Raw genomic sequence first — 25,912 nt, 5'->3', positions numbered from 1 at the left:
GCCGGCGGCGTCGCTTGGGCCGTGCTGCGCGACGACACGGCAATGGCAGGTCCGGTACCTCCCTCGCCTTCCTCGGACGACGGGCCGTTCCAGGTGGACGAGGGACAGGACGAGGAGTATCTGCCGGTCGAGGACGAGCCCTCGCCGGTGACGCCGAGTGTGCCGCCTGCGAGCAGTACCCCCACCATGCTCCCGACTGTCGCGCCAACCGCGCGTGACGAGGGGACAACCGAAGCCGAGCCCGAACCTGGTACACGTCGAGACCCGAGGTGGACGTCCCCGTCGATTGGCACGCCCGGATCTCCGGTGACGACGCAGCCAACGCGGCCGACAGATCCCACCGCGCCCACGATCAGGCCGCCGGCGACGCCATCGCGGACGCCGAGCACGAAACCACCGACCGGCATGACCGGCGTGGAGCTCGAGGTCCTGGCGCTGACCAACAAGGAGCGGGCCAAGGCCGGCTGCGGGCCGCTGGAGCAGAACCCCGCGCTGGTCCGTGCCGCCGAACGCCACGCAGCCGATATGGTTGCCAACGGCTACTTCGGTCACACCGGGAAGGACGGCCGCAGTCCGTATCGGCGAATGAAGGACGCCGGTTATGCCGGCGAGGTCACCGCCGAGAACATCGCCAAGGGGCAGGAATCACCCGAGCAGGTTGTCCGGTACTGGATGGACAACCTCGGGTACCGCCTCAACCTCTTGAACTGTCAGTTCCGGGTGGTCGGTATCGGTGAGGTGTCCAAGCACTGGGTGCAGAACTTCGGGGCTTGACCAACGATCCGGGCGGGTCGTGAAGGGACGGACTTCCCTTCGCGGCCCGCCTTTGTGCGCACCTCGGGCATAGCAGATTCCGACCGATTTCTCACCTGTCGTGCACGGGGATCCCCGACAATCCGGTCCGGCGGGTGGGTGATCGCCGCGGGTTTTCCCGTCGCTCTGCACCGCCCGGTAGGCGATGGCGCGAATGACCTGCAAGGTTGGAAGCAGTGAGCATGTGCCCACTGCTTCCTGGTAATGTCGAGCAGAGAAGAGACGCCCATGAAACCTCTCCGCTTTCTCGCGCCGCTGGCAGTTCTGACGGCTCTCGCGGTCGGTGCTCCGGTCTCCGTCGCTGCGACGGAGAGGTCCGTCGCAGCCCCGAGCCCGGTCGCCGCCTACACGGGAACCGATCACGATGCCGAGGCCGCGGACGCGTTCCGGGCCGCGGTGATGCAGTCCGTCCGCGCCAAGCAGGCCAAGGAGCTCAAGGCCGGCCGCAAGCTTGCGGCGGTCACCGTGATCACCTACGCCAACTTTGCGCCGACGTACGCCGCCAACGTGAACCGCGCCGTGCAGAACTGGAACGCCTCCGTCCGCAACGTCCGGCTGGTTGCTGGAAGCAACTATGACTTCTACCTGATCGAAGGTAACGGTCAAGGCTCGTTCGCGGCCGTCGGCGGTAACGGGACGGGGTACATCTTCATCGATCACGCCCAGGCCCGGCAGTTCGACCGGACCCGAATCGTCGCCCACGAGATGGGGCACATCCTGGGCCTGCCGGACCGTCGGACCGGGCGCTGCGCGGATCTGATGTCGGGAGGCAACGCGCCGCTGTCCTGTGCCATCGCAACGCCGAACAGCAACGAGAGCGCGGAGATCGATCAGCTCTGGGCCGACGGCTCCAACTTCGCGCCGCGCGCGAAGGCGGCCTCCGTTCGCTGATCTCGGGTGTCGTCGAGGAGCCCCTCGAGAGCGATTCCGCTCGAGGGGCTTTCGGCGTCCGCGCGGACAGTCTGTTTGGTTATGGCGCATATAGCCAGATAGTGCTCGGTTGACAGTTACCTGGCGGGGCCGGCAGCTGTATCTCTTGTGTTGCGGGGATCGATCTCCCAGAGCACGCCCGTACACACTCAGAGGAGCCACGCATGAAACTTCGAAAGACAGCTGCCGTCGGTTCGATGTTGCTGTTGGTAGCCGCCTTCGTGCCATCGCTACCGGCGGCGACAGCGGTGCCGACGAAGGCTGATCTGCAGCTCGGGTTGCAGAAGGTCTTGTTCATCGACTTCGACGGGGTGCGGTACGACAAGCTGGTCGCGGCCGACACGCCCAATCTTGACGCGCTGGCGGCCACTGGCCAGTTCGGGCCGTCGAACCTTCACGACGACACCAGCGTCCCAACGATGTCGGGCCCGGGACACTCGAACCTGCTGACCGGTGTCTGGCCGGCCAAGCATCGGGTCACCGGGAACACCTTCGGTGGTCACAACCTTTCGCGCTACCCGGCTCTGTTCACGCGGCTGGAGCAGCTGCGTCCGGCCCTGAACACCTTCTCCACCGCTGACTGGAACCCGCTGAACACGTTCCTCCTCGGCGGCGCCGACGTGAACCTCGATCCGGATGGAGGACCTGCTCGCGACAGCAACAGCGTTGACTCCGTGGTCTCCGCGCTCCGCAACGACGATCCTGACGTCATCTACATCTACCAGCACCGCGCCGACGAGATCGGGCATTCGCGCGGGTCCGATTCGGCCGCCTACACCGACACGATCGAAGCGCTCGACCGCAACGTCGGTCGGTTGGTCGCGGCAGTGCGGGCGCGTCCGGCTGCCGAGAACTGGCTGATCCTCGCGTCGACCGACCACGGGTTCACCGGCGGCAACCACGGTGGGCACCAGCCGACGACCAGGACTGTCTGGACGTTGGCGACCGGTGGCGCCGTTCCGGCCGGACGGCCGGCCCGCCCAGCGCGTCAAGTCGACATCGTCCCCACGATCTTCCGTCACCTCAACATCGCGGTCGACCCGGCCTGGGGTCTGGACGGCGTGCCGATCGGTACTCGGTAAACAAGTAGCCATGGGCAACCAGTCGTCCTGACTCGTGCGCCCCTGGCGGGACTCGCCGGTCCGGTGATCCATCGGGCCGGCAGGTTTTCGGACCGATATGGCGCAACTGGGTAATGTCGTGAACGAGCCAGTTTCTTTTCATTTGAAATGGCTGCTTGACGGCGCGGTGCTTTTGTCATGAATATCCTCTCGGGATCTTCTCACCGCCCGAGATGAGGCCACATGCCAGTTGATGATCCGGAAACCCCCGCCCCCGGAATCGCTGAAGAATTCACAGTTGCTCGTGCCGCCCGACGCATCGGCGTGCCGCCGCAAGAGGTTCGGCGGCTGATCGGCGCCGGCGCGCTGAAGGCCGAGCGCGCCGAGTGCTACGGCGGCTGGTCGATCGATGGGGATTCACTCAGCCAACTGGTTGCCGAACGATTCGGCCGGCGGACGATCTGGCCTTCCCGGGTGGCCTGGGCCGCTTTGTGGACCTTGTCCGGGCTGCCCGTCCGTTGGACCCGAAGCGAGAACGTCCGCCGGGTCCGTACGGAGATGTCGCGTATCGATGCGACGGCCTTGTCCGCAGCGGTCCGCGGCCGGGCAATCGTCGAGTCGGGTGCGGTCCCGGCCTCGCTGGTCAGGCGGTTGCTGTCCGTCCGGGGAGTCGTTCTCAGCGGTGGGAGCGCGTTACGTCAGGACCCATTCAGCTTGGGAATCATCGACATCTACTGCCCCTACCGAAGTCGTGCCGCGTTGCTGCGCCGTTTCTCCATCGACGTCGCCAGCACCAGGCCCAACGTATTCCTGCGGTCGCCCACGACCGACATGGAGAACTTCGTCCTGGCCGGAAGGGAGGTGATGCCTACCGCAGTCGCTGCGCTGGATCTCACGGATTACTCGAAACCGCACTTGACCCGAGCCGGTCACGACCTGACCGCTCGGCTGCTTCGAGATCTCAGATCGTGATCCGACCCAATCTCGTCCCCCTAGTGAGGAGCTCCCTAGTGAGTTTGCCAAAACACCGCCTCAGTCGCCGGGCCATCCGGCTGACGGCTGCTACCGGACTGACCGCCGCCTTGGTCGCCGGAACTCTGACCAGCAACAGCTTCAGCGCGGTTGCTGCCACTCCGGCTACGCCCCCGGACGCCACTTCCGTTGCGATTGCCGCCGCGGATCGCGCTGTCGGCGCCGGTCTCGGCGCACTGCGTAAAGGCGCAGACGAGACCTTCATTCGTGAAGGTGTGTTCGAGGGTGGCGACGCGGACACCCAGGACCTGTTCTACATCTCGTACAACAAGTCCTACCAAGGACTGCGGGTGATCGGTGGTGACGCAGTCGTCGCGACCGACGCCGAGGGCAACATCCTCACCACGCTGGCTGCCTCGGAGAAGACGATCTCCGTGGCCACGAAACCCAAGCTGACCGCCGCGAGCGCGGATCGCTCGGCCCGCAAGGCCTTCACCACCGTGTCCGAATCGGGCGCTGGACAACTCGTCGTGCTGGTCATCGGACAGCCGAAGCCCGTGCTGGCGTGGGAAGTCCCGGTGGTCGGCAAGGCCAAGCACGCTGACCACGACCACGGCGACCGGCTGACTCGGGAGCTCGTGTACGTCGATGCATCCAGCGGCAAGGTCGCGCACACCGCGGAGCAGACCGCCGCAGGTACTGGCCGAGGTATCTGGAACGGTGCCGGCCTGACCTTCGGTACCACGCGCTCGGGCAGCACGTTCCGGATGAGCGACCCCGCACGTCCCGGGTTGTCCTGCGCCGACTACAGCAACAGCACCGTGTACACCGACGCCGACGACGTTTGGGGCAGCACGAGTCGGACCGATCGGGTCTCCGGCTGTGTCGATGTCATGTACGCCGCCGCCGGCCAGTGGAACGTCCTCAGGGACTGGTACGGACGCAACGGTCTGGACGGCCGCGGTAACTGGGCAGACGCCGAGGTCGGGCTGCCGGACAACAACGCGTACTGGGACGGTCCGGGTAACCCCGGTGGTGTGGCCTTCGGCTACAACGTCAACAACCAGTGGATCACGACGTCGGACGTGATCGCTCACGAGTACGGGCACGGTCTCGACGCCAATACGCCGAGCGGCATCTCCCGATACCCCAGCCAGGAAGCCGTCGCCGACATCTTCGGCACGATCACCGAGCACTTCCTGAACAACCCGAACGACCGGCCCGACTACGAGATCGGCGAACTCGCCAACGTCGCGGGCAGCGGTGCGATTCGCTACATGTACAACCCGTCGAGGGCCGGTCACCCGAACTGCTTCTCGACCACCCTGCCGGGGTCGGTGCACTCGGCAGCCGGGCCGATGAACCACTGGTTCTACCTGCTGGCAGAGGGCAGCAACCCGACCAACGGCCAGCCGGCGAGCCCGACCTGCGACAACAGCCGACCGACCGGGATCGGGATCCAGGAAGCCGGCCGCGTGATGTACAACGCGATGCTGCTCAAGACGTCGGGCATGAGCTACCAGAAGTGGCGGATCGCCACGCTGAACTCGGCCCGGAACCTGGACCGGACGTGTGGCACGTTCAACAAGGTCCGGGCTGCCTGGAATGCGGTCAGCCTGGGCGCCCAGCCCGGTGAGCCCACCTGCACCCCGGCGGCCGGCGACGGCCCGGCTGGGCCGGTCGTCGCGGCCGCGCCGGACATCAGCGTCGACAACATCCGGGCGCACCTTGCCCAGTTCAGCACCATCGCCAACAACAATGGCGGTAACCGCCGCGCCGGGACTGCTGGGTACAACGCCTCGCTCGCCTACGTGAAGCAGCGGCTTCAGGCGGCTGGATTCATCGTCACCGAGCAGCGCTGTACGAGTGGATGCAGCACCACCCAGACGAACAATCTGATCGCCGACTGGCCAGGCGGCCCGGCCAATCAGGTGATCATGTTTGGTGCCCATCTGGACGGCGTCAGCGCCGGTCCCGGTATCAACGACAACGCGTCCGGATCGGCGGCGCTGCTCGAGAACGCCCTCGCGTTCGCTGCCGCGCGGCCCAGCCTGACGAAGCATGTGCGCTTCGCCTGGTGGACCGACGAGGAGCAAGGACTCAACGGATCCGAGTTCTACATCAACACCTTGAGCTCCTCGGCCCGCGCTGCCATCCAGGCCTACTACAACTTCGACATGATCGGCTCGACCAACGGCGGGTACTTCATCAACAACATCACCACCCCCGCCGCCGCGCCGCTCAAGGAGTACTGGGACTCACTCGGACTGAACCCGGAGGAGAACCGTGAGGGCGCCGGGCGCTCCGACGACGCTCCGTTCCGCCTGGCAGGTATCCCGACCAGCGGGTACGCCGCTGGTGCCAGTGCTCGCAAGACCGCGACCCAGGCCGCGAAGTGGGGCGGTACGGCGAATGGGTCGTACGACCCCTGCTACCACCGGTCCTGTGACACGACGGCCAACATCAGCCCGACCATGCTCAACCGGGCCGCTGATGGCATTGCCCACACCCTCTGGAAGACCGCGGTAACCCCGTAGTCATCCCCGTTGGCAGGCCCTCCCGACTACGGGAGGGCCTGCCTGCCCGTAGTTGATCAGCTGGGCGACGTCCGGCCGATGAGACGCGGTGCTGTACAGGAATCGCTCGGAACCCCGTCTCGAGGTCCGCCGACGATAGCCCGACTGAGAGGAACACCCGTGAAACCCATCAAATGGTTGGCCGGCCTGGCTGCCGGCGCAGTCGCACTCACCCTGACAGTGCCAGGGCACGCGGGCCGCGACGCTGCCGCTCAGCAGCCGTCCGCCGTCCCGCAGTTGAGGACGCTCGTGACGCCGATCGCCGGACCGCCAGGCCTGGTCGCCAAGAGAGATGCGGCGGGTCGCGCGAAATCAGTCCGCCCGACGGTTCCGCTGCAGCCGCCGACCGCGGTGAGCTCGAAGGCCGGCCGCTCTGCGGTCAGCAAGCCGGACGCGGCAGCGGTGGCAACGGCGCAGATGGCAGAGCTTGCACCGTACTTCGGCGCTCGCAGTTCCGACCTCGTTGTGGGCAAGAGCATCCTCGGTCCGCAAGGCGCGCAAGTCCGGTTCCAACAGGTGGTGGACGGCGTCCCTGTCTTCGGCGGCGAACTTGTCAGCCACCTGGATCGGTCCGGGGCGCTGGAGTCGGCCAATGGCGAGGTCGCGCTGGCAACGTACGGCGTGTTTCCGCCGGCCGGTGAAGCTGAGCCCAAGCGAGCAGATGCAGAACGGGCCGCGCTGAAAGCCGTGCTCGATCGCAGCGAGCAGAAGGACGCCGTGCTGTCGGCCGAGCTGGTCGGGCCGCGGTGGTTCGACCCGAGCCTGATCAGCCGGCAGCGCGACTCGATCGCCGTACCGACCTACGTGTACGAGGTCACCGGCGCCGAGCATCTTCGCTGGCAGGTGGTCGTGCACGCGCCCACCGGGCAGGTGCTGCTGGCCTGGAATCTGAACAATCACCTGAATCGCGCGATTTGTGACGCCAACGGGGGAGTCTTCCGCGAAGGCGGCGAAGACGTGCGGTGCGGCAGGGCCTTTGCGGTGACCAGGTCCGAGGGGCAGCCGGCGTCAGGAGTCGCGGAAGTCGACCAGATCTACGACTACTTCGGCGACACGTCGTCCATGTTCGATCAGCTCGGCACAGATCTGACCGAGCTGATCGGGGTTGACTACGGCGACGGCAAAGGGAAGGCGCTCCGGGCCACCGTACGGGTCTGTCTGGTTGTCTGCCCGTTCCAGAACGCGTTCTGGAACGGAGAGCAGATGGCTTTCGGTGACGGTTTCGGCACCGATGACATCACTGCCCACGAGCTGCTGCACGGTGTCACCCAGAACACCGCGAACTTGGCCTACGTCTGGGAGTCCGGAGCGATCAACGAGGCGATGTCGGACATCCTCGGTGAGTTCGTGGACCTGGGCAACGGATCCGCCGACGACACCCCGGCCAACCGCTGGCAGATCGGTGAAGGCTCCATCATCGGCGCCTTGCGAAGTATGTCGGACCCCACCAAGTTCGGTGACCCGGACCGGATGCGGAGCCCCAACTGGGCCGAAGACAGAGACTTCACCGACAACGGCGGCGTGCACTTCAATTCCGGGGTCGCGAACAAGGCTGCGTACCTGATAGCGGACGGCGGGACGTTCAACGGGCAGACTCTCACCGGTATCGGTCTGCCTCGTTCCGAAGCGTTGTGGCACGGTGCGCAGAAGAGCCTGACAACCGGCTCCGACTACGGCGACCTTGCGCAGGCGCTCAGAGCCACCTGCGGCAAACTGGCAGGTGCCTCCGTCCGGGGAACCACCGCTGCCGACTGTGCGCAGGTGGAGGTAGCGCTCAAGGCCACAGAGATGGACCTGGAACCTGCGGTCGGCAAACCGGCACAGTCTCCGGTCTGCGACACGGCGGGCGGCCGGACCGCCGAGCTCTTCCACACCAGCTTCGCGAAGTACCCGGACGGCAAGATCAAGCGTGGTCCCGGCTGGGTGCTCGGCAAAGCGGAGAGCCTCGCGGACTCGGTGGTACCGACCGCGTACTCGCGCGACGGTGACGACTCGATGATGGGCCGAGTCAGCGACTCGGACGACTCCATCAGTCTGCAGACCGCGAAAGCCGTCCGAATTGCCGCCCCCAGGACCTACCTCCGCTTCACCCATGCCTACAACTTCTCGGGCTTCTTCGGGATCGGTCTCCGCACCGGGCTGGGGACCATGGAGTACTCGGTCAACGGCGGCAAGACGTGGAAGGACGCCGCCGGTCTGCCGTGGACCAATGGCCCGACCGTCGAATCGCCGCTCGGCAATCCGGCTCCGGGATGGCATCGCAATTCCGGTGGCTGGGAGACCAGTCGAGTGGATCTGTCGTCACTGGCTGGAAAGCAGGTGATGTTGCGGTGGAGCGAACACGGCGAGGTCGCTGCCGGTGAGACATCTGCTCACTGGTGGCTCGACAACGCCACTATCTACACCTGCTCGAGGTGATTGCCGTGGAGGCACGCATGTTACGTGTTCGAAGGGATGTCAGAAGGATCGCGGCTGTCACAGCTGCCATCGCATTGTCGAGTGTAGGCCTGCCTGCAGTGTCAGCAGGACCAGTAGCGGACTCGCCGAAGCTCCCGGTGCCGTTCGGCGGATCCTATGCACAGCAGACGCTGGTCTGGACTCCGTGCCTGATCGACGACCAGTTGCCGGCTGGACGACCCAAGACCGAGTGCGCTCAGGTCACTGCCCCACGAGACTGGGCCGATCCAGCAGCGGGAACCGATCTGAAGTTCGGCATCGCGCGGGTCAAGGCCGCGAACAGCGCACGGCGGATCGGCGCCGTTCTCACCAACCCAGGCGGACCAGGATCCAGCGGCAGAGGCGTGAGCGCTCAGTTGGCCATCGGGCTGCCTGCGCTGGGTGAACTCTTCGACCTCATCGACATGGACCCACGAGGTACGGTCCAGGCCGAACACTTCGAAGCGGCCGGGAGCAACGACCCGAAGAATACGTTCATCTGCTCGATCGATGTCGATCGGTTTCCCACCGGCGTCCTGGACGCTCGGGATCGGTCCGCGGAGAGCATCGTCGAACAGCAGACGACCGGCAAGGTCATCGCCGAGAGCTGCCAGAAGAATCCTCTGCACCGCTACATCACGACGTGGCAGACGGCCCACGACATGGAGTTGGTGCGTGTCCTGCTCGGCGAGAAGAAGCTCAACTTCGTCGGGTTCTCCTACGGCAGCTGGCTGGGTGCGAAGTACGCGGCGCTGTTCCCGACTTCGGCCGGGCGAATGGTGCTCGACTCGTCCACGAACTGGCAGGGGCGGCTGCAGGCCTCGTTCGAGGACTTCCCGCGGATCGTCCAGCGCAACTTCGACGAGATTCTGCTGCCGTACCTCGTCCGGGAGCTTCCCGAACTCTTCGGTACGGTCAGGGAAGGCAAGCTGAGTTACGAGTTGGCTCGCGCCCGGGTGCAGGCTGCGGGCCGGTCGCCTGACAATCTCGACAGCCTGATGATGCTTCAGCTCGCGGAACCCGGCTCGTGGAAGGTCCTCGGTGGCATTCTGTCCGAGCTCCGCGAGGCAACTCGGCCGGCACAGCGGCCTTCGCAGAGCCTGCTGACGCCGGCCGAGCGCGCAAAAGTTGCCGCGGGCATCCGCGAGGCCACGGCCGAGAGCGAGACCGGCGCCGCCGAGACATTGGTTGACTTCCCGTTGTACTCGCGCTTCGCGATTGCCTGTAACGACCAAGTCCATCCCGACGCGCAGGAGCTGAAGGGACTGAGCGATGTCCAGGGGCCGAAGTGGCCGATCATCGGCTGGCGCTACGGGCTCTCGGAGGTCTGTGGCTTCTGGAACGAACCACCCACTCAGGTACTGCCCAAGGTTCCTGCCTCGGTCGCTTCCCGGCTCCTGGTCGTACAAGGTGAGTTCGACTCGCAGACGTCGTACGAGTTGGCTGCGGCCGCGGTGGCCGAGACTCCGGGCGTCGGCATGATTTCGATCGATGGCCAGGTGGGGCACGGACAGTTCGCGGCCCAGCCGAACAGTTGCGTGAACAATCTGACCCTGACCTTTCTGACTACCGGGAAAAATCCCGGCAAGGTGGTTTGCCGCGGTCTGCCGTTGCCGGGCGAGGACCGGATCTATCCGGTTGACGGCCCGGTGAAGTCCGGCCGGTTCGCGCAGCCCACCACAGCCCACGAAACACCCGCCCAGGCAGCAGCCCGCGCCAAGTTGCGTGGTCTGATTGCCAAGGCGAATGGCACGTCGATCTTCGCGCAATAAACAGCTGCTTGTTTCACGCGCCATGCGGGGTAGTGGTTTCCATCGGGAATCCACTGCCCCGCTGTCGTTCGGTGAGCAGATACCTTGAGCGTCGTCATCGGATCCCGGAGTATGTAAGAACACGTGACGTATGCTGGCCGCATGTCGCTGACCAAGTCGACCTTGCCCTGGCCGCCGCGGCCACAACGGCTAGCCGTCGCAGTGATCGAAGACCTGGTCGACCGTTTGGTGGCCGGAGAGATCCCGGTGGGGGAGAGTCTTCCGGTCGAGGCTGTGCTGTGTGAGACCTTCGGCGTGAGCCGGACCGTGATCCGGGAGGCGTCCAAAGCCCTCGAGCGGATGCGGTTGATCAGGGTCCAACAGGGGCACGGGACGACGGTTCAGCCGTTTCATCAGTGGGACCTGCTCGACCCGACTGTGTTGGCCGCGCTCCTCAAGCAGGACGCGGCCAACGAGATTCTCGAGGATCTCGTCGACGTCCGGAGATGCCTCGAGTCACAAATGGCCGGCCAGGCAGCTGAGCGCGCGACCGTCGAGGAGAGAGAGCTGATCGCGCAGCGATTGGCTGACCTGGAGGCCGCGGAGGACGACGCCGCGAGGTATCAGCAGGCAGATATTGCATTCCACGACGCAATCATGGCTGCCTCCGGGAATCGACTCGGCCGGGCGATAATCCATAATCTGACCATCGAGGCGTATCGCAGTTTTCGTTATATCGGTGATTCCGGGATCAGGGACCGCAAACTCTCGACCAAGGCTCATCGGGCGGTCTGCGCGGCGGTCACGGCGGGTGAGCCGGAAAAGGCTGCTGCCGCCATGGATGCGCATATCGTCGACTCTTGGCATCGCCGGAGACTGCGGCCCGCAAAGGGCTCGGCAACCCCAGCGGCCGGAAAGCTCCGGCAGAGTCGTTGAGGGAGAGGCCGGCCGTGGACAAGCGGTCCCGTGCCGGCTCCTCCACGGCCGGGTTTTCTCCGGCATGTGGTGTAACGGCTGCCGTTGCAGCCGAGTTACGCGTTCCCTTCTGAAATCGTCCTGATTGCGCTCACTGGCAGCTCAGCTGCTTGGCGAACTCGGTCTCGAGCTCCTTGGTCTTCGCCTTGCGCTCGTCGTCGTACGTGTCCACGTTGTCCTTGGTGACGACGAACGAACCGGAGTCGACGATCACGCCCGGAGTCTTCATCGTGCACTGCTTGGCGAACTCGGTCTCGAGCTCCTTGGTCTTCGCCTTGCGCTCGTCGTCGTACGTGTCCACATTGTCCTTGGTGACGACGAACGAGCCGGAGTCGACGATCACGCCCGGGGTCTTCATCGTGCACTGCTTGGACTGCAGCAACGCGAGCAGCCAGCCGCCGACGTACGCCTGACCGACCGGGTTCTGCGTGACGGTCGCGGCGACGCCGCCGGACTTGATCCCGGACAGGATCTTCGCGTCGTCGTCGATCGCGACCACCTTGATCGGAAGCTTGCTCGAGGCAACGCCGTCGGCCGCGGCCACCGCGGGGTTGTACGCGGTCGTGACGATGCCCTTGATGTCCTTGCCCTTGGATGCCAGCAGGTCGGCGACTGCCTTCTGCGCGGTGGACAGGTCCTTGTCGATATCGGTGATCACCGGCAGCTCGGTGACCTTGCCGTTGGTCTCGGCGACGGCCTTCTTCACACCGGCGATCCGGCGCTGGGTGTTGGAGTCGACGTTGTTCCCGGTCAGGTGCACGATCGCGCCTTCGCCGCCGATCGCCTCGATCGTCGCCTTGGCCGCCTTGTACGCCGCCGCCTCGACATCCGTGGACAGGCAGAAGTCGGCCGAGTTCGTGTCACCGGCCGGGCAGGAGGCCAGTGAGCCGACGGCGAACCCCTTGGCCTTCAGGTCCTCGAAGGTGGAGTTGATATCGGTCGGCGACACGCCGAAGATGCCGAACGCGTTGTAGCCCTGGGCGGCCAGTGAGTTGATCACGTTGTTCTGTTTGCCCTGGTCCCACTCGCCGGTTTCGTTGAACGTGACGTCGCCGAGTTTGAAGTCGGCCTTGTCGACGTCCGCGGTGGCTTTCCAGGGCTGGAAATAGGGGTGTGCGCCGCCCGGGATCAGCGCTAGCTTGACCTGGGAACCGTCTTTCAGCGTGACCGGTCCCGAGCTGGAACCGGTGGAGGCGTCGTCCTTCGGGCCGCCGGCAGAGCCGGAGTCGGCGGGTTTCGTCGTACAGCCGGTCGCCACGAGAGCGACGGTGGCAAGCCCGGCAATCATCGTGGAGGCTGTCGGCAAACGCATGGCCATTACACGAACTCCCTAATATCCTATAGGATAATTTGTCCCTGATACTTCCGAGAGGCCATGACGGGGTCAAGGTCATACGTATAACGATGCGCCGGCTGGGAGTTGTCATTGCCCGTCAGGCGCGGATCCAGAACTCGATGGAGCGCGGCGGGACGTTGATGGTGAGTACCGGGCCGGTCTTGGCGGCCACGTTTTGGTTGTTGGTCGCCGGCCCGTAGCGGCGGCCCTGGAATGAACCGGCGGTCTGGGTGTCGACTGTGTAGGTGAAGCTCTCGGTGGCCGATCGGTTGGTGATGACGAAGCCGGGTTTGCCGTCCGGAGCCTTCCAGGCCATGATGCGCTGATTCTGCAGCACGGTGGACTCGTCCACTTCGTAGCGGACCGAGTCCCACGGCATGTAGCGGACGAATCCGGCGATGGCGTTCCAGTTCTGGGGGTTCCAGGTCCAGTGCCGGGCCGGTAGGTCGGGGAATCGGGAGAAGTCCCGATCGCTCGGCGGGCGCCAGAAGCCGAGCGAGAACCCGCGGGCCTCCGAGTTGGTCGTCGGCTTGAGTGCGTGCAGCCAGAACCAGGAGGGAGAGTCCTGGAAGGTCATCCAGTTCATGATCGACTGCGCTGTGTTGAGTGTGCGGTCGTCGGTCGTGTTGCGGTCGAGGTACTCGAACTCGTTGTTGAAGACCGGCCTGTTGCGGGCCCCGGAGGTGAAGTCGGTGTTGATCTGCTCGTTGCTGCTGGCACCGACCCGGTGGAAGGTCCAGGCGTCGACGTACCGGAGTGCGGCCGGGTCGTTGGCGACGGCGCGCCCGAGTGCCCCCTTCCAGCCGTCCCAGCTGTTGGCGTGGATGAGGACATCGGGATACTTGGCCCGGACCTTCGGCGCGACGGCTGCAAAGGTCTTGAGGTATTGGTCTGCCGTATAGCTGCAGGACGAATACTTCTGGGGCCCGAGCGGGGGCTCGTTCTGCAGTCCCCACATCGAGATCGGGGCGCCTTGACTGGTCAGATAGTCGAGGTCGCTGACGACCGCATCGCCGAAATCGGACAGGAAGGCCGGCTGGGACGATCTGAGTCGACCGCCGATGAAGGCATCGTTGCTCTTCCAGGCGGGTGCCGGCGACCAGTACTCGACGGCCATACCTTCGACGCCACCTCGTCGAAGCATGTCGGCGAGCAGTGCGGCCTGGCCCGGGTACCGGTCCCGCATCAACCTGCGAGTCGGGTCAAGTCCGCGATAGTAGAGGCCCATCGCCAACCGGCAGTAGCGGAATCCACGGTTCGGTCCGCCGCCCTTGAGCATTTGCTGGTAGAAGCGGGTGCGTTCGGCCTCGGTCAGGTCGTAGGGCACGCCGGAGACCTCGTCAGGCAGTCCGACGTTGCCGGAGCCGATCGAGTCCGACTGGATCTCGAAACCCAGACCGAGGATCGTCTGTTTACGGGCTTTGTCGAATCGCAGTGTGTACTCGCCGGCGACGGCGGCACGGGCCTCCAGGAGGCCGGCGAAGGGCATGACGCTGGACGCGGCACCGGCGGCGGCGCTACCGAGGAGCACTCTGCGGCTGGGGCGAGGATTTCTGCTGGTCGGAGTCATGGAGGGGCGTCTCCTTTGAGCTGGCGACTTCCAGGGATAGTCCCAGAATATCCGATATACGAAAATTCGGATACGGCAGACTCCGCGATCCTGGCGCAGAAAAGTCAGGGTGTCGGACGCCGCGCTTCGCGTCCGGCCTGAGACAGGACGTGGTAGCCGCAGGCCGCCGCCGCGCCATCGGGATCGCCGGCACGCAATGCGCCGAGAATGGTCTCGTGTTCGTCGACGACCGAGCGCCAGTTCCGCTCGACAGGCGTTGTCACGCGGTATCGGCGGACCGTCATCAGTAGTTGTTCGGCGAGATCTGTGAGGATTCGGTAGCCGGTCGCGGCGGCCAGCGCCCGATGGAAGTCCGCATTCAGCTCCGGCAGCAGGTCGATGTCTCCGTTGTCGACTGCAGTGCGCATGCCGGCCTGGAGCTCCTCGAGCTCCTCGATGGTCTGGCCTTCGCTTCGCTCCGCTGCCAGTCGGCCGACCAAACTCTCGATGGCCTGCCGGGCCAGGAAGACGCCCCGCATCTCCGTCTCGTCGACTTCGGCGACGACCACGCCGGCGTGGATTCGCGCCGACAGCAGGCCTTCGGACTCGAGTCGCTTGATGGCTTCCCGGATCGGAATCTTGCTGATTCCCATGGTGCGAGCCAGATCGTCCATGTTGATCCGCTCGCCCGGGCGGAGCTCGCCGGAGCCGATTGCCGACCGCAGGGCGTCGTAGGCCAGTTCTGCTTTGCTCTTCGGCGGCTGCACCCTGCTTGCCCAATCACCCGAACTCATGGGCCGATCGTAGGCGATGCTCCGCACTTCGCAGTCCGACCGCAGCCGCTCGTGGTCAGGTCGGGTGGGTCCTGAAGGCATCGACCCGGTCCCAGTCGAGTTCGATGCCGAGGCCTGGGTCTTGAGGAACCGGTAGACAGCCGCCGAACAACTGGAAGGGCTTCGAGGTGATGGTGTCCCGGAGCGGGTTCGGCAGCTGATTGAACTCGTAGATCCGGAAGTTCGGAATCGCCGCGCACAGGTGCAGGCCGGCGGCCACACCGATGGCAGAGCCGACTCCATGGGGAGCGATGTCGACATGGAAGGTCTCGGCCAATGCAGCGATCTTCATCGACTCCGAGATGCCCCCGGCTCGTGCCACGTTGGGCATGATCACGTCGACGGCATCGGCGGTCAGAAAGTCCCGGAAGTCGAACCGGCTGAACAGCGTCTCTCCGTTGACCAGACTCATCGGCAGCTGCCGACGCAGTCGACGGTAGCCGGCGAGATCGGCCACCGCGACGGGTTCCTCGAACCAGGTGATCCCGAGCTCGGCCAGCGCCAGTCCCACGCGCAGGGCGACGTCGGCTGAATAGGCGCAGTTGAGATCGACCAGGAGATCGACGTCCGGCCCGATGGCTTCGCGCACCGCGGTGGCGTGGGTCAGATCGGTCCGAAGACCGCGACCGAGCTTGAGTTTCAGCGCCCGGAAGCCGCCTTGTACGAAGAATTCCGCCATCTCCGCCGATTCTGCCGGCTCGGTCCGCAGGGGGACCGGGCTGGCATAGACGGGGATCAGCGTTCGGTGCGGACCACCCAGCAGCCGGTGGATCGGGAGGCCGAGCAACTTGCCGCGTAGGTCCCACAGGGCGATGTCGACACCACTCATCGCCTCCAGGTAGAAGCCGCGCAGGTGGCCGCCGCCGCTCATGGCGCCGAATGCCGTCGTCCAGGCTGAGTCCACCCCGATCGGATCGGCGCCGATGATCAGGGGAGCGATGATCTCGGTCACGATGGTCGCGGTGACGGCCGGGCTCGGCAGGCCGTAGCACTCGCCGATCCCTTGGGTCCCGTCCTCGGCTGTCACGACGACCAAGGTGCTGAACTGGCCGGTACGTTGCAGGGTCCGGTGGCTCGCGGCGGGATGGACCAGCCACTCCGGAACTGCGCCGGTCGGATACGACCTCGCAAACGAGGCAACGAGTGGGATCGCCTCCACCCTGACCACGCGTGGCAGGTCACCTTGCCCCGGTACTTCCCTCACCTGTTCGCCTCCGAACTCTGCAGTGAAGAAATACGATATACGAAAAGCCGAATGCATCAAACATCTGGTCGGACCTCGCTGCTAGCCGGCGAAAGGTGTCGGGGGGAGCCCGGTAGCACCTGGCGCGACGTGGAAGATGCTGCCTGCTCGCGGCTGCGCCGCGAGTTCGCCGGCGTTGAGGCCGTGCCGTGCAGTCGTGATGAACAAGGTGTCCAGGGCGTTGCCGCCGAAAGCACAGCTGGTCGGACGCCGTACCGGAAGCTGGATCTCGGTGTCGAGGCGCCCGTCCGGGGTGTATCGGCGAACGGCCCAGCCGTCCCAGATCGCAACCCAGATGCCGCCCTCGGCATCCACGGTGAGGCCGTCAGGTCGGCCGCCATCGATGTCGATCAGGCGGCGTCGGTGGCCGATCTCTCCCGAGCACAGCTCGAACTCGAAGACATCCACACCGCCGGTTGGGGTGTCGGCGTAGTACATCGACCTACGATCCGGGGACCAGTCGATCCCGTTCGAGGTCGACACGCCTTCAAGAGCCACGGTGACGGTGCGATCGGGGTTGAGGCGGAACAGGCGCCCAGTACCACGCCTCCCGTTGCCGGCGGCTGTACCGGCCCAGAAACGGCCGGCTGGGTCGCAGCGCCCGTCGTTCATCCGCAGCTCTGCATCCGGCACCACCTCGGCGATCGTTGTGAGGCGCTCGCCGTCTGGACCGGACTCGGCGAACCCTGCTCGGACTGCGAGAATCAGTCCACCGCCTGCCCTGGTAGCGACCGAGCCGACCGGTGTACCCACGGTGAATGCCTGCTCGGTCCCGGTGGACGGATCGAAGCGATGTACTCGGCCGTGTGGGATATCCACCCACAACAGCCGGCCGGACCAGCTGTCCCAGAGCGGACATTCTCCCAAGGTTGCGTCGATGTCGAGGGCAACCTCTGCCGGGAGCAGCCGGGGCGCACTCATCTCGGATCAACGAGGTACTGCCGCAGGGCATCGAGCCCGGGATCGAGTGCCGGGTCGTGATCCCAACGGGTACCGGTGCGTTCCATCGCTGCCTTGATCACCAGACGCGCCCGAAGACTGCGCCGTAGGTCTTTCTCGATGGCGTCCAGGTCGAACCGTTCGTGAATCGCCGCCTTCATCTCGGGCTCGACCGCCGCATGACTCGGATGGCCGGCGAGGTTGTTCCACTCGCCGGGATCGGCATCGAGGTCGAACAGTTGGGCGTCCACTCCGTGAATGTGAATGTACTTGTAACGCCCGCGACGGACCATGACGCACGGAACGGCGACGTCTTCCACGTGCTCTTCCGAGAAGGTGGTTCTCGGCTCGCCGTTACTGCCGTCGATGAGCGGCAACAGGCTGACTCCGTCGCAGGGCGTCCGCTGATGCTCGGGTACCCCTGCGATATCCAGCATGGTGGGCAGGAGATCGACCAGGTTCGCCGGCTCGGAGACTGTTGTTCCGGCTTGCTGGTCACCCGGGAGGCGGATGATCAGCGGCACCCGGCTGGCGAACTCGTAGAAGATCCGTTTCTGCACCATGCCCTTCTCGCCGAGCATGTCGCCGTGGTCACTGGTGAAAATCACCGCGGTGTTGTCCCACAGCCCGGTCTCTTCGAGCGCTGCGATGATCTCACCGACTTTGTGATCGGCGTAGCTGACTTGGGCGTAGTAGGCCCGGCGGACGGTCCGCAGGCTGTCCGGGTCGGTGAGCTCCGGATGGCGATGCACCCCGTGACTGGCGTTGAGCCATCGATCCATCGCCGAGTAGCGCTGCGCAAGATCGGGTGGCAGCTCGGGGAGCTCCACGGGAGCGTCGGCGTACGCATCCCAGAATTCACGGGGCGGCCAGAATGGCTCATGAGGATGGTGGTACGACACGGTGAGCTGAAAGGGGTCGGTCGCTCCTGAGGCAGCGCGGGCGCGGATGTACTGCAAGGCATGGTGATGTGCTTGCTCGTCGTAGGCGAGATGATGATGCCAACGGCCGACCTGGACATTGTCGGACACGTACCAGCGAGCATGATCTCCGGCGCCGCCCTCGGCCGGGTCGAACCGCTCTGGTTCGCGAGCCAGCGTCCAGGGCGGCCGATTGTCGAGATTGCCGAACTCTTCGTTGTAGATGTCGGTGGTGAAACGGGTCCGGAATCCATGCAGCTGGTCGGCCCCCACGAAATGCATCTTGCCGCTGAGCACACAGTCGTAACCGGCGTTGGTGAGGTGGTGCGCGAAGGTCGGAACATCCGACCCGAGTGGCGCGGAGTTGTCGAACACCCGGTTGGTCGACGTGTACATACCGGTCATCAGACTGGCTCGGGCAGGTGCGCACAGTGGCGCTGGAGTGTAGGCAGCGTCGAAGCGGACACCACTCCTCGCCAGTCGGTCCAGAGCCGGCGTCCGGACGACGGGATGACCGTAGGCGCCGGTCAGCATGGGGATGAGCTGGTCGGTCATGATCACGACGATGTTTGGCGGGGTGGTCGCTCGAGCAGCGGCGACGGTAGCGGCAGGCAACTGTTTCTCCATGGCAATCCTGTTGTCGATGCCGGCTATTTCCGGCGGAGCACGTGAACCCCTGCGATGAGGGTGGATCCGCCGTCGATGACGAGCTCGGCGCCGTTGACGAGGCTGCTTTCCGGCGCCGTCAAGTAGGCGACGGCGCCGGCGACGTCGTCCGGTAGTCCAAGTCGGGTGGCGGCGTGTCCGGCCAGCAAGGCAGCCTCGTCACCAGCAGCGAGGCGACTCTGAGTGGACGGCGTGCGGATCCATCCGGGTGAGACGACATTGCAGCGAATGCCCATAGGGCCGTACTCGACGGCCAGCTGTTTGGTCAGGGCGACTATGGCGCCTTTGGCGGCGGTGTACGCGGCGAGTCCGGGCCTGGCGACCCGCTGATGGACCGAAGCGATGTTGACGATCGCTCCGTCCCCCTGGTGCAAGAGGTCCGGCAGCACTGCACGCGTGCACAGGAAAACGGGGGTCAGGCAGGCCGACAGGCCCGCCGTCCATTCGGCTTCGGACAGCTCATGGAGCGGCGACATCGAGGTGGTACCGGCGTTGTTCACCAGCACACTGATCGGACCGAGATCTCGCGCGCAGGCGAAGACTCTGTCGACGTCCGACGCCGATGTGACGTCTGCGCCGACTCCGACCGCAGTGAGATGCTGTGCAGTCAGTTCGTCGGCCACCTGCAGGGCGGCGGTCCGGTCGCGGTCGGCCAGGACGACCGGTCCGCGCTGTGCCAGCTTTCGGGCAATCGCCGCGCCGATCCCACCGCCCGCACCGGTGACTACCGCTACGGTCACGACGGGCTCGGGGTGAAAGAGAACATGTCAGCTGCTCCCCTTCAATCCGCAATTGGTGGTCGACCGGCAGCTTCCCAGGTCCGGTATTCGGCGGTGCCGACGTCGTCCAACGGGTAGTAGCGCCGCAACGCGCCGCCGCGCGCCAGCTTCTGCCGAGAGAACTCCTCCCACGCTTCGTGATGGCTACCGGCTTCTGCCACTGCGCCGGCCCTGCCGATCGGTATCACCACTGCGCCATCGTCATCTGCCACGATCACGTCGCCGGGAAGGACAAGGGTTCCGGCAACAGCCACCGGAACGTGATAACCCCAGGGCAGCAACTCACCTTGTGACGCGTAGTGCGGCGTCGGGCCCAGCGACCAGATCGGCAGATTCAGCTGCCGAAGGCGCCCGCTGTCGCGAACGCCGCCGTCGATCACCGCTGCGACGCCTCCTCGGTTCCGCAGATGCTGCCCGAGCATCTCGCCGATGACACCACTGCGTAGCGATCCGTGGGCCTGTGCGACCAGAATGTCGCCAGGCTGAATGGCGTCGAGGACCGCCCACAAGGCAGTCGATCGCTCGATGTACTCCTGAGTTACGCCGGCATCGCTGTAGATGTCTTCGCGCATCGGCATGAACTGCAGGGTCACCGCGCGGCCGACGACTCGATGTCCGGGCAGACTGCTGCGCAGCCCTTGCAGGTACGTCTTCCTCACCCCCATCCGATGCAGGGTTCCCGAAGCGGTCGCCGCACTGACGTCGGCGAGAGCTTCGACCAGCCCTTCCGGAAGAGGCGGAATCTCGGGGCCGCGGACCGGCAGGGGCCACGGCCCTTCGATGCGGTAGTCGGGAATGCCGGCATCGGGACCGGGCTTCTCCGGCAGGCTCATCTGACGACCTCGATGCCGTAGTGACCCTCGACGTAAGGGTAGATCTCGTCGAGGCCGGCCCGGTGCGAGATTCCGAGACCGGCCACGCCGGCGACTGAGACCCGGCCGTCGACCACCTGGTTTCCTTCTTTCAGTGCTTCCCACTTGAGTGGTCCCTGCACCATGCATTCCTCCACCATCGGAGCGTTCGGCAGGGCCGCGACCGCGTGTGCGTTGGCCATCAGCATCGGGCCGTTGTGCCAGGAGTGGGGGATCAGCTGCAATCCGGACTCGGCGGCGAGACGCCCGATCCGTAGCACCTCGGTGATGCCGCAGACGCCGGCGTCAGGCTGCACGATGTCGAAACAGCCGGCGTCGATCCACGGCCGGAACTGCTCGATCGTGCTGAATGACTCGCCGCCGCTGATCTTGAGGCCGACAGCCGGCGTCAGGTTGGCGTATCCCTCGAGATCGTCCTTCGGAAGCGGCTCCTCCAGCCAGCAGGCGCCGCGCTCTTCGAGCCCTTCTGCCAGTTCGCGTGCTTCGGGCCGAGTCAGCCGGCTGTTTGCGTCGACCGCCAGTCCGAATTCGCTTCCGACCGCGTCACGGACCTCGTCGTACAGCGCGAGAAAGCGCCCGGGTGTGACGCCGTCCCAACGCCAGGCCGTTCCCAGCCGGATCTTCGCGAAGCGATAGCCCGCATCGGCGTAGCCCTTCACCTCTGTGACGAGGGTCTGCGGATCGCTCGACCAGTCGTACCGCACCCCGCCGGACGCATAGACCTCGACAGTGGAAACGCCGGCTCCAGGGCTCAGCAGATCGGCCACCGAACGGCCGGTTGCCTTTCCGCGGACGTCCCAGAGCGCACAGTCGATACCCGCGACGGCGAAGTCGTGGGCCGACCGAGTGGGCTGTCGCCGAACTGTGCCGGTCGGCCGCGGTACGACGCTGTAGTCGAAGATGTCGGCGCCGAGCAGAAAGAGGCGGTAGCACTCCACCCAGTCCGCGATCTGCAGCGGATTGCCGTAAGGGGAGGCTTCGCCGACGCCGACCAGGCCGTCGCTGGTTTCGACCACGACCAAGGTCACGTCGGCTTTGACGGTGCGATATCGGTCCGTGAACCACTGCTCCTCGCGGTCGTGCAGTCGGCTGGCGCAGATCGTGCGAAGATCAGTGATCACCGATAGTTCTCCAATGTCTTGAGCAAGAGTGCTGATCATCGCGGGTGAAATCCGAGGCGTCAACCCAGTTGAGAGTGAAGTCATGGGAGAACTTTGCGGATCAGCTGTACGTGCCGAGGCCGCCGCCCCCGAGGGGCGACGGCGTCGGCTCGGGATGAGGGATCAGGGTTCCCGGAAGCCCGCGGTCCAGGTCGGAGCGCCGAACTCGTAGGCGCCGATGTCGGGTACGCCGACCGCGTTGGTGGTGATGCCAGGAATGGCCTGGCCGGTGTTCCGCGCCGGCGATCCGCTCGTCAGTTGGTAGTTGTTGGCCGACTCATTGACGAATTGCGCGTCCGTTCCCGGTCTGAGGTTGTTCTCGTCGACCTGCGAGTCCGCTGTCCAGCGGCCGGCGGCGGCGATGTTGTTGATGTAGCTGTTCGATCTGTTGGGGCCACCGAACGAGACCAGTTGGCCGCCCCCGACGGTGTTGTTGAGGAAGCGGTTGTTTCCGCCGCCGTTGGCGAAGAAGGCCATGTGCTTCACGTCGTACACCACATTGTGGTTGACGGTGAAGTGATGGCTGCCGTTGTCGAGGTAGACGCCCTTGGCCGTGTTGTCCGGGTGCAGGATGGTGGGGGTGGTGAGTGCGGTGTGGAAGACGTTGTGGTGGATGCTGGTGCCGCGCCCGTTGATGGAGCAGCACACGTAGATCCCGCCGAGATCGGTGTTCTGGATGCCGAAGTTGTAGACCCGGTTGTAGGAGATCTCGTTGTCGACGAACTGGAAGCCGCCATAGGTGTCCTTGACCAGGATCCCGTCGCGGGCGACGTTGTAGATGGTGTTGTTGCGGACCCGCTGGTTGCTGCCCTGAATGTAGATACCCGCGGTGTAGGCGCCGAAGTAGTTCACATCGTGGATCAGGTTGTTGTCGGCCAGGTTGTTGGAGCCCTGGAGCGAGATCCCGTTACCGGCGCTGAAGGTGACCTTGCTGTTGCGGATCACGTTCGAGGAGCCGTTCACGATGATGCCGGTATCGGTGGTGTGTGCCCCGTAAGGTCCGACGATGCCGCGCTGGCCCGGGACGTGCGGCAGGGTCATGAAGTGGGAGACGTACCTCGCATCGATACCGTCGATGATGGTGTTCGTGGTGTTCTCGTTCGTCTGGATCGTCGCCGAGAAGATGCCGAGGCCCTTGACCGTGATCCACGAACGTCCACTGAGGTCGAAGGCGAAGACTCGCTGCTTCGCCAGGACGTTGGTCGGAGCGCCGCCTCCGGGGGCCCAGAGATAGAGCCGCCGGGCGGCGCCGTCGTAGTGCCACTCGGAGGCGGTGTCCAGAAGGCCGAGTTTGCCGCTGAAGGCGAACCGGGATTGACCGCCGCCCTGCAGACAGTTGCCCGGACATCCGTAGTCCGCACCGACAACGTCGATCTGACCGGGTCTGGATGCGGTCACGTCTCCGGACTGAGCGATCCATCGTCCCCGGGAGATGTGCCACAGTGTCGCGCCCGCCCAGTCTCCTGACGGCATCGTCGACTTGAAGACCCTGTCCTTCGTCGTGTTGTCGTCGGCGAACGCGACGACCGGCCTCGACAGATCGCTGCCGGCGTTGGGCCAGCGTGCTTGGGTCTGCATCACCTTGTTGACGAACACCTGGTTGGCCATGAAGCCACTCGGATTGTGTTTGTCGGTAGGGAGCCGGACGTCGGCGCGGTAGATGTTGCCGGAGTGCTGCGTCCACCCGGTGACAGGATCGGCGCCGCTGATCGTCACGTTCTCGTTGTTGTAGGGCTGGAAGGTGATCCTGCCGCTCTGGCTTCCGCTTCGCGGCGGTCGCACCGTTTCGTAGTAAGTGCCGGAGCGAATGTTGCAGGTGTCGCCGGCGACGGCCACACTCGCGCATTTCTGAACGGTTCGGAACGGTCCCTGGCTGCCGGAGCCTCTCGTTGCAGCTGTTCCGTTCCAGTTGTCGTCTCCATTTGTCGCGACGTAGTAGCTCACGGCGGCGACACCCGCGGAGGCGGTCGGCGCCGAACCCATGACCGCCAACGGCGCTGCCAGGAGTACAAAACTGCTCGCCCAGACCGATGGTCTCAGCATCTTCATCTCGTAGCCTTTCCTCGTCGGCCCAGAAACGGACCGGAAACCGGATCTGACTCGCGTGTGTGCACGCGCTGATCCGCCCCAGGACCGGATGGCAAGCCACAGGCAAGTGCAGGTCTGACCTGTCGTGGCGGGAGCAGGCCGACCGGCGAGAAGAGGTATCCGGAGCGGGAGGGAGCTAGGAGGTCTCCATCGGCCCAACTGCGGGACTTGATAAGTCCTCCGATATCTTGATGCTCGGTTATCATTCACACACGCTGAGTTGGCGTCAAGGCTTCGATAATGTTCATAGTCATGGGATGACTGAGATGGCACATATGGGATGACATGATGGAGACAACCGCACAGCCTCGGAGGTCGACCAGATGCCAGTCATGGACAACGCTGTCACTCGGATCCGCCAGCTGATCATCGACGGCAAGCTGCAGCCGAACGAGCGGTTGCCGCAGGAGTCCGAGCTCGCCGTTCTCCTGGGAATCTCCCGTAACTCCCTGCGTGAGGCCGTCCGGGTGCTCGAGCAGATGCGAGTGCTGACTGTCCGGCACGGGTCAGGGACGTACGTGACCAGCCTGCAGCCCGACCAGTTGCTGGCCGGGATCTCGCTGGCGGTCGAAATGATGCGGGACGAGACGTTGCGCGAGGTTCTGGAGGTACGCCAGCTGCTCGAGCCGTCGGCGGCCCGGATCGCGGCGATGCGGATGACACCCGAGAAAATGGCCAGGATCCGCGCCGCGCACGAAAGTCACAAGCACCAGGGCACGATCGAAGATCTGGTGCACAACGATCTCGACTTCCATGCCGAGATCGTCCGGGCCACTGACAATCAGACGTTGATCACGCTGCTCGACGGGTTGTCGAGCAAGACGGTCCGGCTCCGCGTCTGGGGTGGGATGGTCAGTGACAATGCCACCGAATTGACCATCGAACATCACCAGAACATCCTGCTGGCGTTGCAGGATGGCGATCCGCATGCCGCGGAGGCCGCGGCCTTCGTCCACGTGACCACGGCGCGACGATGGCTTGACGATTACCTGGCCAATCGACCGGCCGGCGCTACCCAGGGTGGGTCTGTGGCCTGAACCTCTCACTTGTCCGGTGCCGGCGAACCGCTGCTGTCGCGGGCGCAGCGAAAGCCGATGTTCGCCGACGACGAGTCGGGACTGTTGCTGGAGCGAGCGGACACCCGATAGCGGTTGCAGTAGGAGTCGTGGCACAGATATGAGCCGCCGCGCATCACCCGGCCCAGGCCGAAGGCCGGGCCACGCGGGTCCTGGGTGGTGGAGCGCTTGTAGTAGTACGGCGAGTACCAGTCGGCACACCACTCCCAGACGTTGCCGGACATGTTCCACAGTCCGAAGTCGTTGGGCTGATAGCTGCGGGCCGGCGCGGTCGTCAGGTAGCCGTCATCGAGGGTGTTCTCGAAAGGGAAAGGCCCTTGCCAGATGTTGCACCTGTGCTGTCCGTCCGGGGTGAGGCGATCGCCCCAGATGTATCTGCGCCCAGGTGTGCCGGCGCGGGCCGCGTACTCCCATTCGGCTTCGCTCAGTAGGCGTTTCGAGGCCCACGTGCAGTAAGCGATCGCGTCGTGGTGGGACACGTGGACGACGGGATGATCGATCCGGCCGTCGAGGTCGGACCGCGGCCCTTCCGGATGTGCCCAGGTGGCGCCTCGAACGGTTCTCCACCACGAGGTCCCCGCGGTCCCTCCGATGACGGCCGGGTCCGCGGCGTCGATCGCAAGGTGGAACACGGCCGACGTCCCGTACCGCTCGGCGTCGGTGACATGCCCTGTTGCGTCGATGAACGCGGCGAACTCCTCGTTCGTGACCGCGGTCGGGTCGACGGCGAACCCGGCCAAACTGACCCGGTGGACGGGTATCTCGCCATCGTCGACGTGGCCTTCGCCGAACGCATCACCCATCAAGAACTCACCTGCCGGTACCTCGATCGGTTGCTGCAAGGCCTTCTCCCCGAGTCTTCGCGATCTGAACGGTCCACTCTGCGGCATGGACACCAAAGGTCAAACGTATTATGTTTTCGCCAACATTTCCGCTT

General features: G+C 65.1%; 20 protein-coding genes. 9 read left to right on the top strand and 11 right to left on the bottom strand.

What is annotated here, in order from left to right; translation table 11 throughout:
- Positions 1 to 405 precede the first annotated feature (405 nt).
- From ACZ6ZD_RS22400 to ACZ6ZD_RS22365, 8 genes are all read left to right on the top strand, one after another.
- Complete coding sequence (locus ACZ6ZD_RS22400) at positions 406 to 774, top strand: CAP domain-containing protein (protein ID WP_465675050.1); 369 nt, start codon at positions 406 to 408, stop codon at positions 772 to 774.
- 267 nt (positions 775 to 1,041) lie between these two features.
- Positions 1,042 to 1,704 (top strand): snapalysin family zinc-dependent metalloprotease, encoded by a 663-nt coding sequence (locus ACZ6ZD_RS22395; RefSeq protein ID WP_465675048.1) that lies wholly within the window; start codon positions 1,042 to 1,044, stop codon positions 1,702 to 1,704.
- Between the two features lie 203 nt (positions 1,705 to 1,907).
- Positions 1,908 to 2,825 carry an alkaline phosphatase family protein gene (locus ACZ6ZD_RS22390; protein ID WP_465675046.1) on the top strand — a complete coding sequence of 306 codons (918 nt, stop codon included), beginning with the start codon at positions 1,908 to 1,910 and terminating at the stop codon, positions 2,823 to 2,825.
- 222 nt (positions 2,826 to 3,047) lie between these two features.
- A complete protein-coding gene (locus ACZ6ZD_RS22385) occupies positions 3,048 to 3,776 on the top strand; it encodes a hypothetical protein (protein ID WP_465675044.1) in 729 nt (242 codons plus the stop codon).
- A 38-nt stretch (positions 3,777 to 3,814) separates the two neighbouring features.
- Complete coding sequence (locus tag ACZ6ZD_RS22380; protein ID WP_465675042.1) at positions 3,815 to 6,313, top strand: M28 family peptidase; 2,499 nt, start codon at positions 3,815 to 3,817, stop codon at positions 6,311 to 6,313.
- 159 nt (positions 6,314 to 6,472) lie between these two features.
- Entirely contained in the window at positions 6,473 to 8,770 is a 2,298-nt protein-coding gene (locus tag ACZ6ZD_RS22375; protein ID WP_465675040.1) for a M4 family metallopeptidase, read from the top strand.
- Positions 8,771 to 8,775: 5 nt separating this feature from the next.
- The gene (locus ACZ6ZD_RS22370; protein WP_465675038.1) at positions 8,776 to 10,560 is read left to right on the top strand and encodes an alpha/beta fold hydrolase; all 1,785 of its coding nucleotides are present in this window, start codon (positions 8,776 to 8,778) and stop codon (positions 10,558 to 10,560) included.
- Positions 10,561 to 10,701: 141 nt separating this feature from the next.
- A complete protein-coding gene (locus ACZ6ZD_RS22365; RefSeq protein ID WP_465675036.1) occupies positions 10,702 to 11,475 on the top strand; it encodes a FadR/GntR family transcriptional regulator in 774 nt (257 codons plus the stop codon).
- Between the two features lie 130 nt (positions 11,476 to 11,605).
- Here the strand turns inward: ACZ6ZD_RS22365 and ACZ6ZD_RS22360 are convergent, their stop codons facing one another.
- The 10 genes from ACZ6ZD_RS22360 to ACZ6ZD_RS22315 form a co-directional block, all read right to left on the bottom strand.
- Positions 11,606 to 12,826, bottom strand: coding sequence for a sugar ABC transporter substrate-binding protein (locus tag ACZ6ZD_RS22360; RefSeq protein ID WP_465675034.1), 1,221 nt, complete (start codon positions 12,824 to 12,826; stop codon positions 11,606 to 11,608).
- Between the two features lie 121 nt (positions 12,827 to 12,947).
- Positions 12,948 to 14,420 carry a glycoside hydrolase gene (locus ACZ6ZD_RS22355; protein WP_465675032.1) on the bottom strand — a complete coding sequence of 491 codons (1,473 nt, stop codon included), beginning with the start codon at positions 14,418 to 14,420 and terminating at the stop codon, positions 12,948 to 12,950.
- A 104-nt stretch (positions 14,421 to 14,524) separates the two neighbouring features.
- Positions 14,525 to 15,166, bottom strand: coding sequence for a GntR family transcriptional regulator (locus ACZ6ZD_RS22350; protein WP_465675030.1), 642 nt, complete (start codon positions 15,164 to 15,166; stop codon positions 14,525 to 14,527).
- An 82-nt stretch (positions 15,167 to 15,248) separates the two neighbouring features.
- On the bottom strand, positions 15,249 to 16,493 hold the full coding sequence (locus ACZ6ZD_RS22345; protein ID WP_465675028.1) for a mandelate racemase/muconate lactonizing enzyme family protein: 1,245 nt from the start codon (positions 16,491 to 16,493) through the stop codon (positions 15,249 to 15,251).
- 24 nt (positions 16,494 to 16,517) lie between these two features.
- Positions 16,518 to 17,396 carry an SMP-30/gluconolactonase/LRE family protein gene (locus ACZ6ZD_RS22340; RefSeq protein ID WP_465675026.1) on the bottom strand — a complete coding sequence of 293 codons (879 nt, stop codon included), beginning with the start codon at positions 17,394 to 17,396 and terminating at the stop codon, positions 16,518 to 16,520.
- The gene (betC, locus tag ACZ6ZD_RS22335; protein WP_465675024.1) at positions 17,393 to 18,961 is read right to left on the bottom strand and encodes a choline-sulfatase; all 1,569 of its coding nucleotides are present in this window, start codon (positions 18,959 to 18,961) and stop codon (positions 17,393 to 17,395) included. Before betC ends, ACZ6ZD_RS22340 begins: the two co-directional genes overlap by 4 nt.
- A 23-nt stretch (positions 18,962 to 18,984) precedes the next feature.
- Positions 18,985 to 19,740 carry an SDR family NAD(P)-dependent oxidoreductase gene (locus ACZ6ZD_RS22330; RefSeq protein ID WP_465675022.1) on the bottom strand — a complete coding sequence of 252 codons (756 nt, stop codon included), beginning with the start codon at positions 19,738 to 19,740 and terminating at the stop codon, positions 18,985 to 18,987.
- Positions 19,741 to 19,781: 41 nt separating this feature from the next.
- On the bottom strand, positions 19,782 to 20,612 hold the full coding sequence (locus tag ACZ6ZD_RS22325) for an RraA family protein (RefSeq protein ID WP_465675020.1): 831 nt from the start codon (positions 20,610 to 20,612) through the stop codon (positions 19,782 to 19,784).
- Positions 20,609 to 21,772 (bottom strand): mandelate racemase/muconate lactonizing enzyme family protein, encoded by a 1,164-nt coding sequence (locus ACZ6ZD_RS22320; RefSeq protein WP_465675018.1) that lies wholly within the window; start codon positions 21,770 to 21,772, stop codon positions 20,609 to 20,611. The genes ACZ6ZD_RS22325 and ACZ6ZD_RS22320 overlap by 4 nt, the downstream gene beginning before the upstream one ends.
- Positions 21,773 to 21,934: 162 nt before the next feature.
- Entirely contained in the window at positions 21,935 to 23,593 is a 1,659-nt protein-coding gene (locus ACZ6ZD_RS22315) for a right-handed parallel beta-helix repeat-containing protein (RefSeq protein WP_465675016.1), read from the bottom strand.
- A 638-nt stretch (positions 23,594 to 24,231) separates the two neighbouring features.
- Here ACZ6ZD_RS22315 and ACZ6ZD_RS22310 point away from each other — a divergent pair.
- Positions 24,232 to 24,936, top strand: a complete 705-nt coding sequence (locus ACZ6ZD_RS22310) for a FadR/GntR family transcriptional regulator (RefSeq protein WP_465675014.1) — start codon at positions 24,232 to 24,234, stop codon at positions 24,934 to 24,936.
- A gap of 5 nt (positions 24,937 to 24,941) precedes the next feature.
- On the opposite strand, the gene ACZ6ZD_RS22305 is transcribed toward ACZ6ZD_RS22310, so the two are convergent.
- Entirely contained in the window at positions 24,942 to 25,865 is a 924-nt protein-coding gene (locus ACZ6ZD_RS22305) for a formylglycine-generating enzyme family protein (RefSeq protein WP_465675012.1), read from the bottom strand.
- Positions 25,866 to 25,912: the final 47 nt, after the last annotated feature.

The organism is Kribbella sp. NPDC104218, from assembly GCF_055584105.1.
Note: the sequence above shows the minus strand (reverse complement) of the source record. Positions and strands in the feature narration are given on the sequence as shown.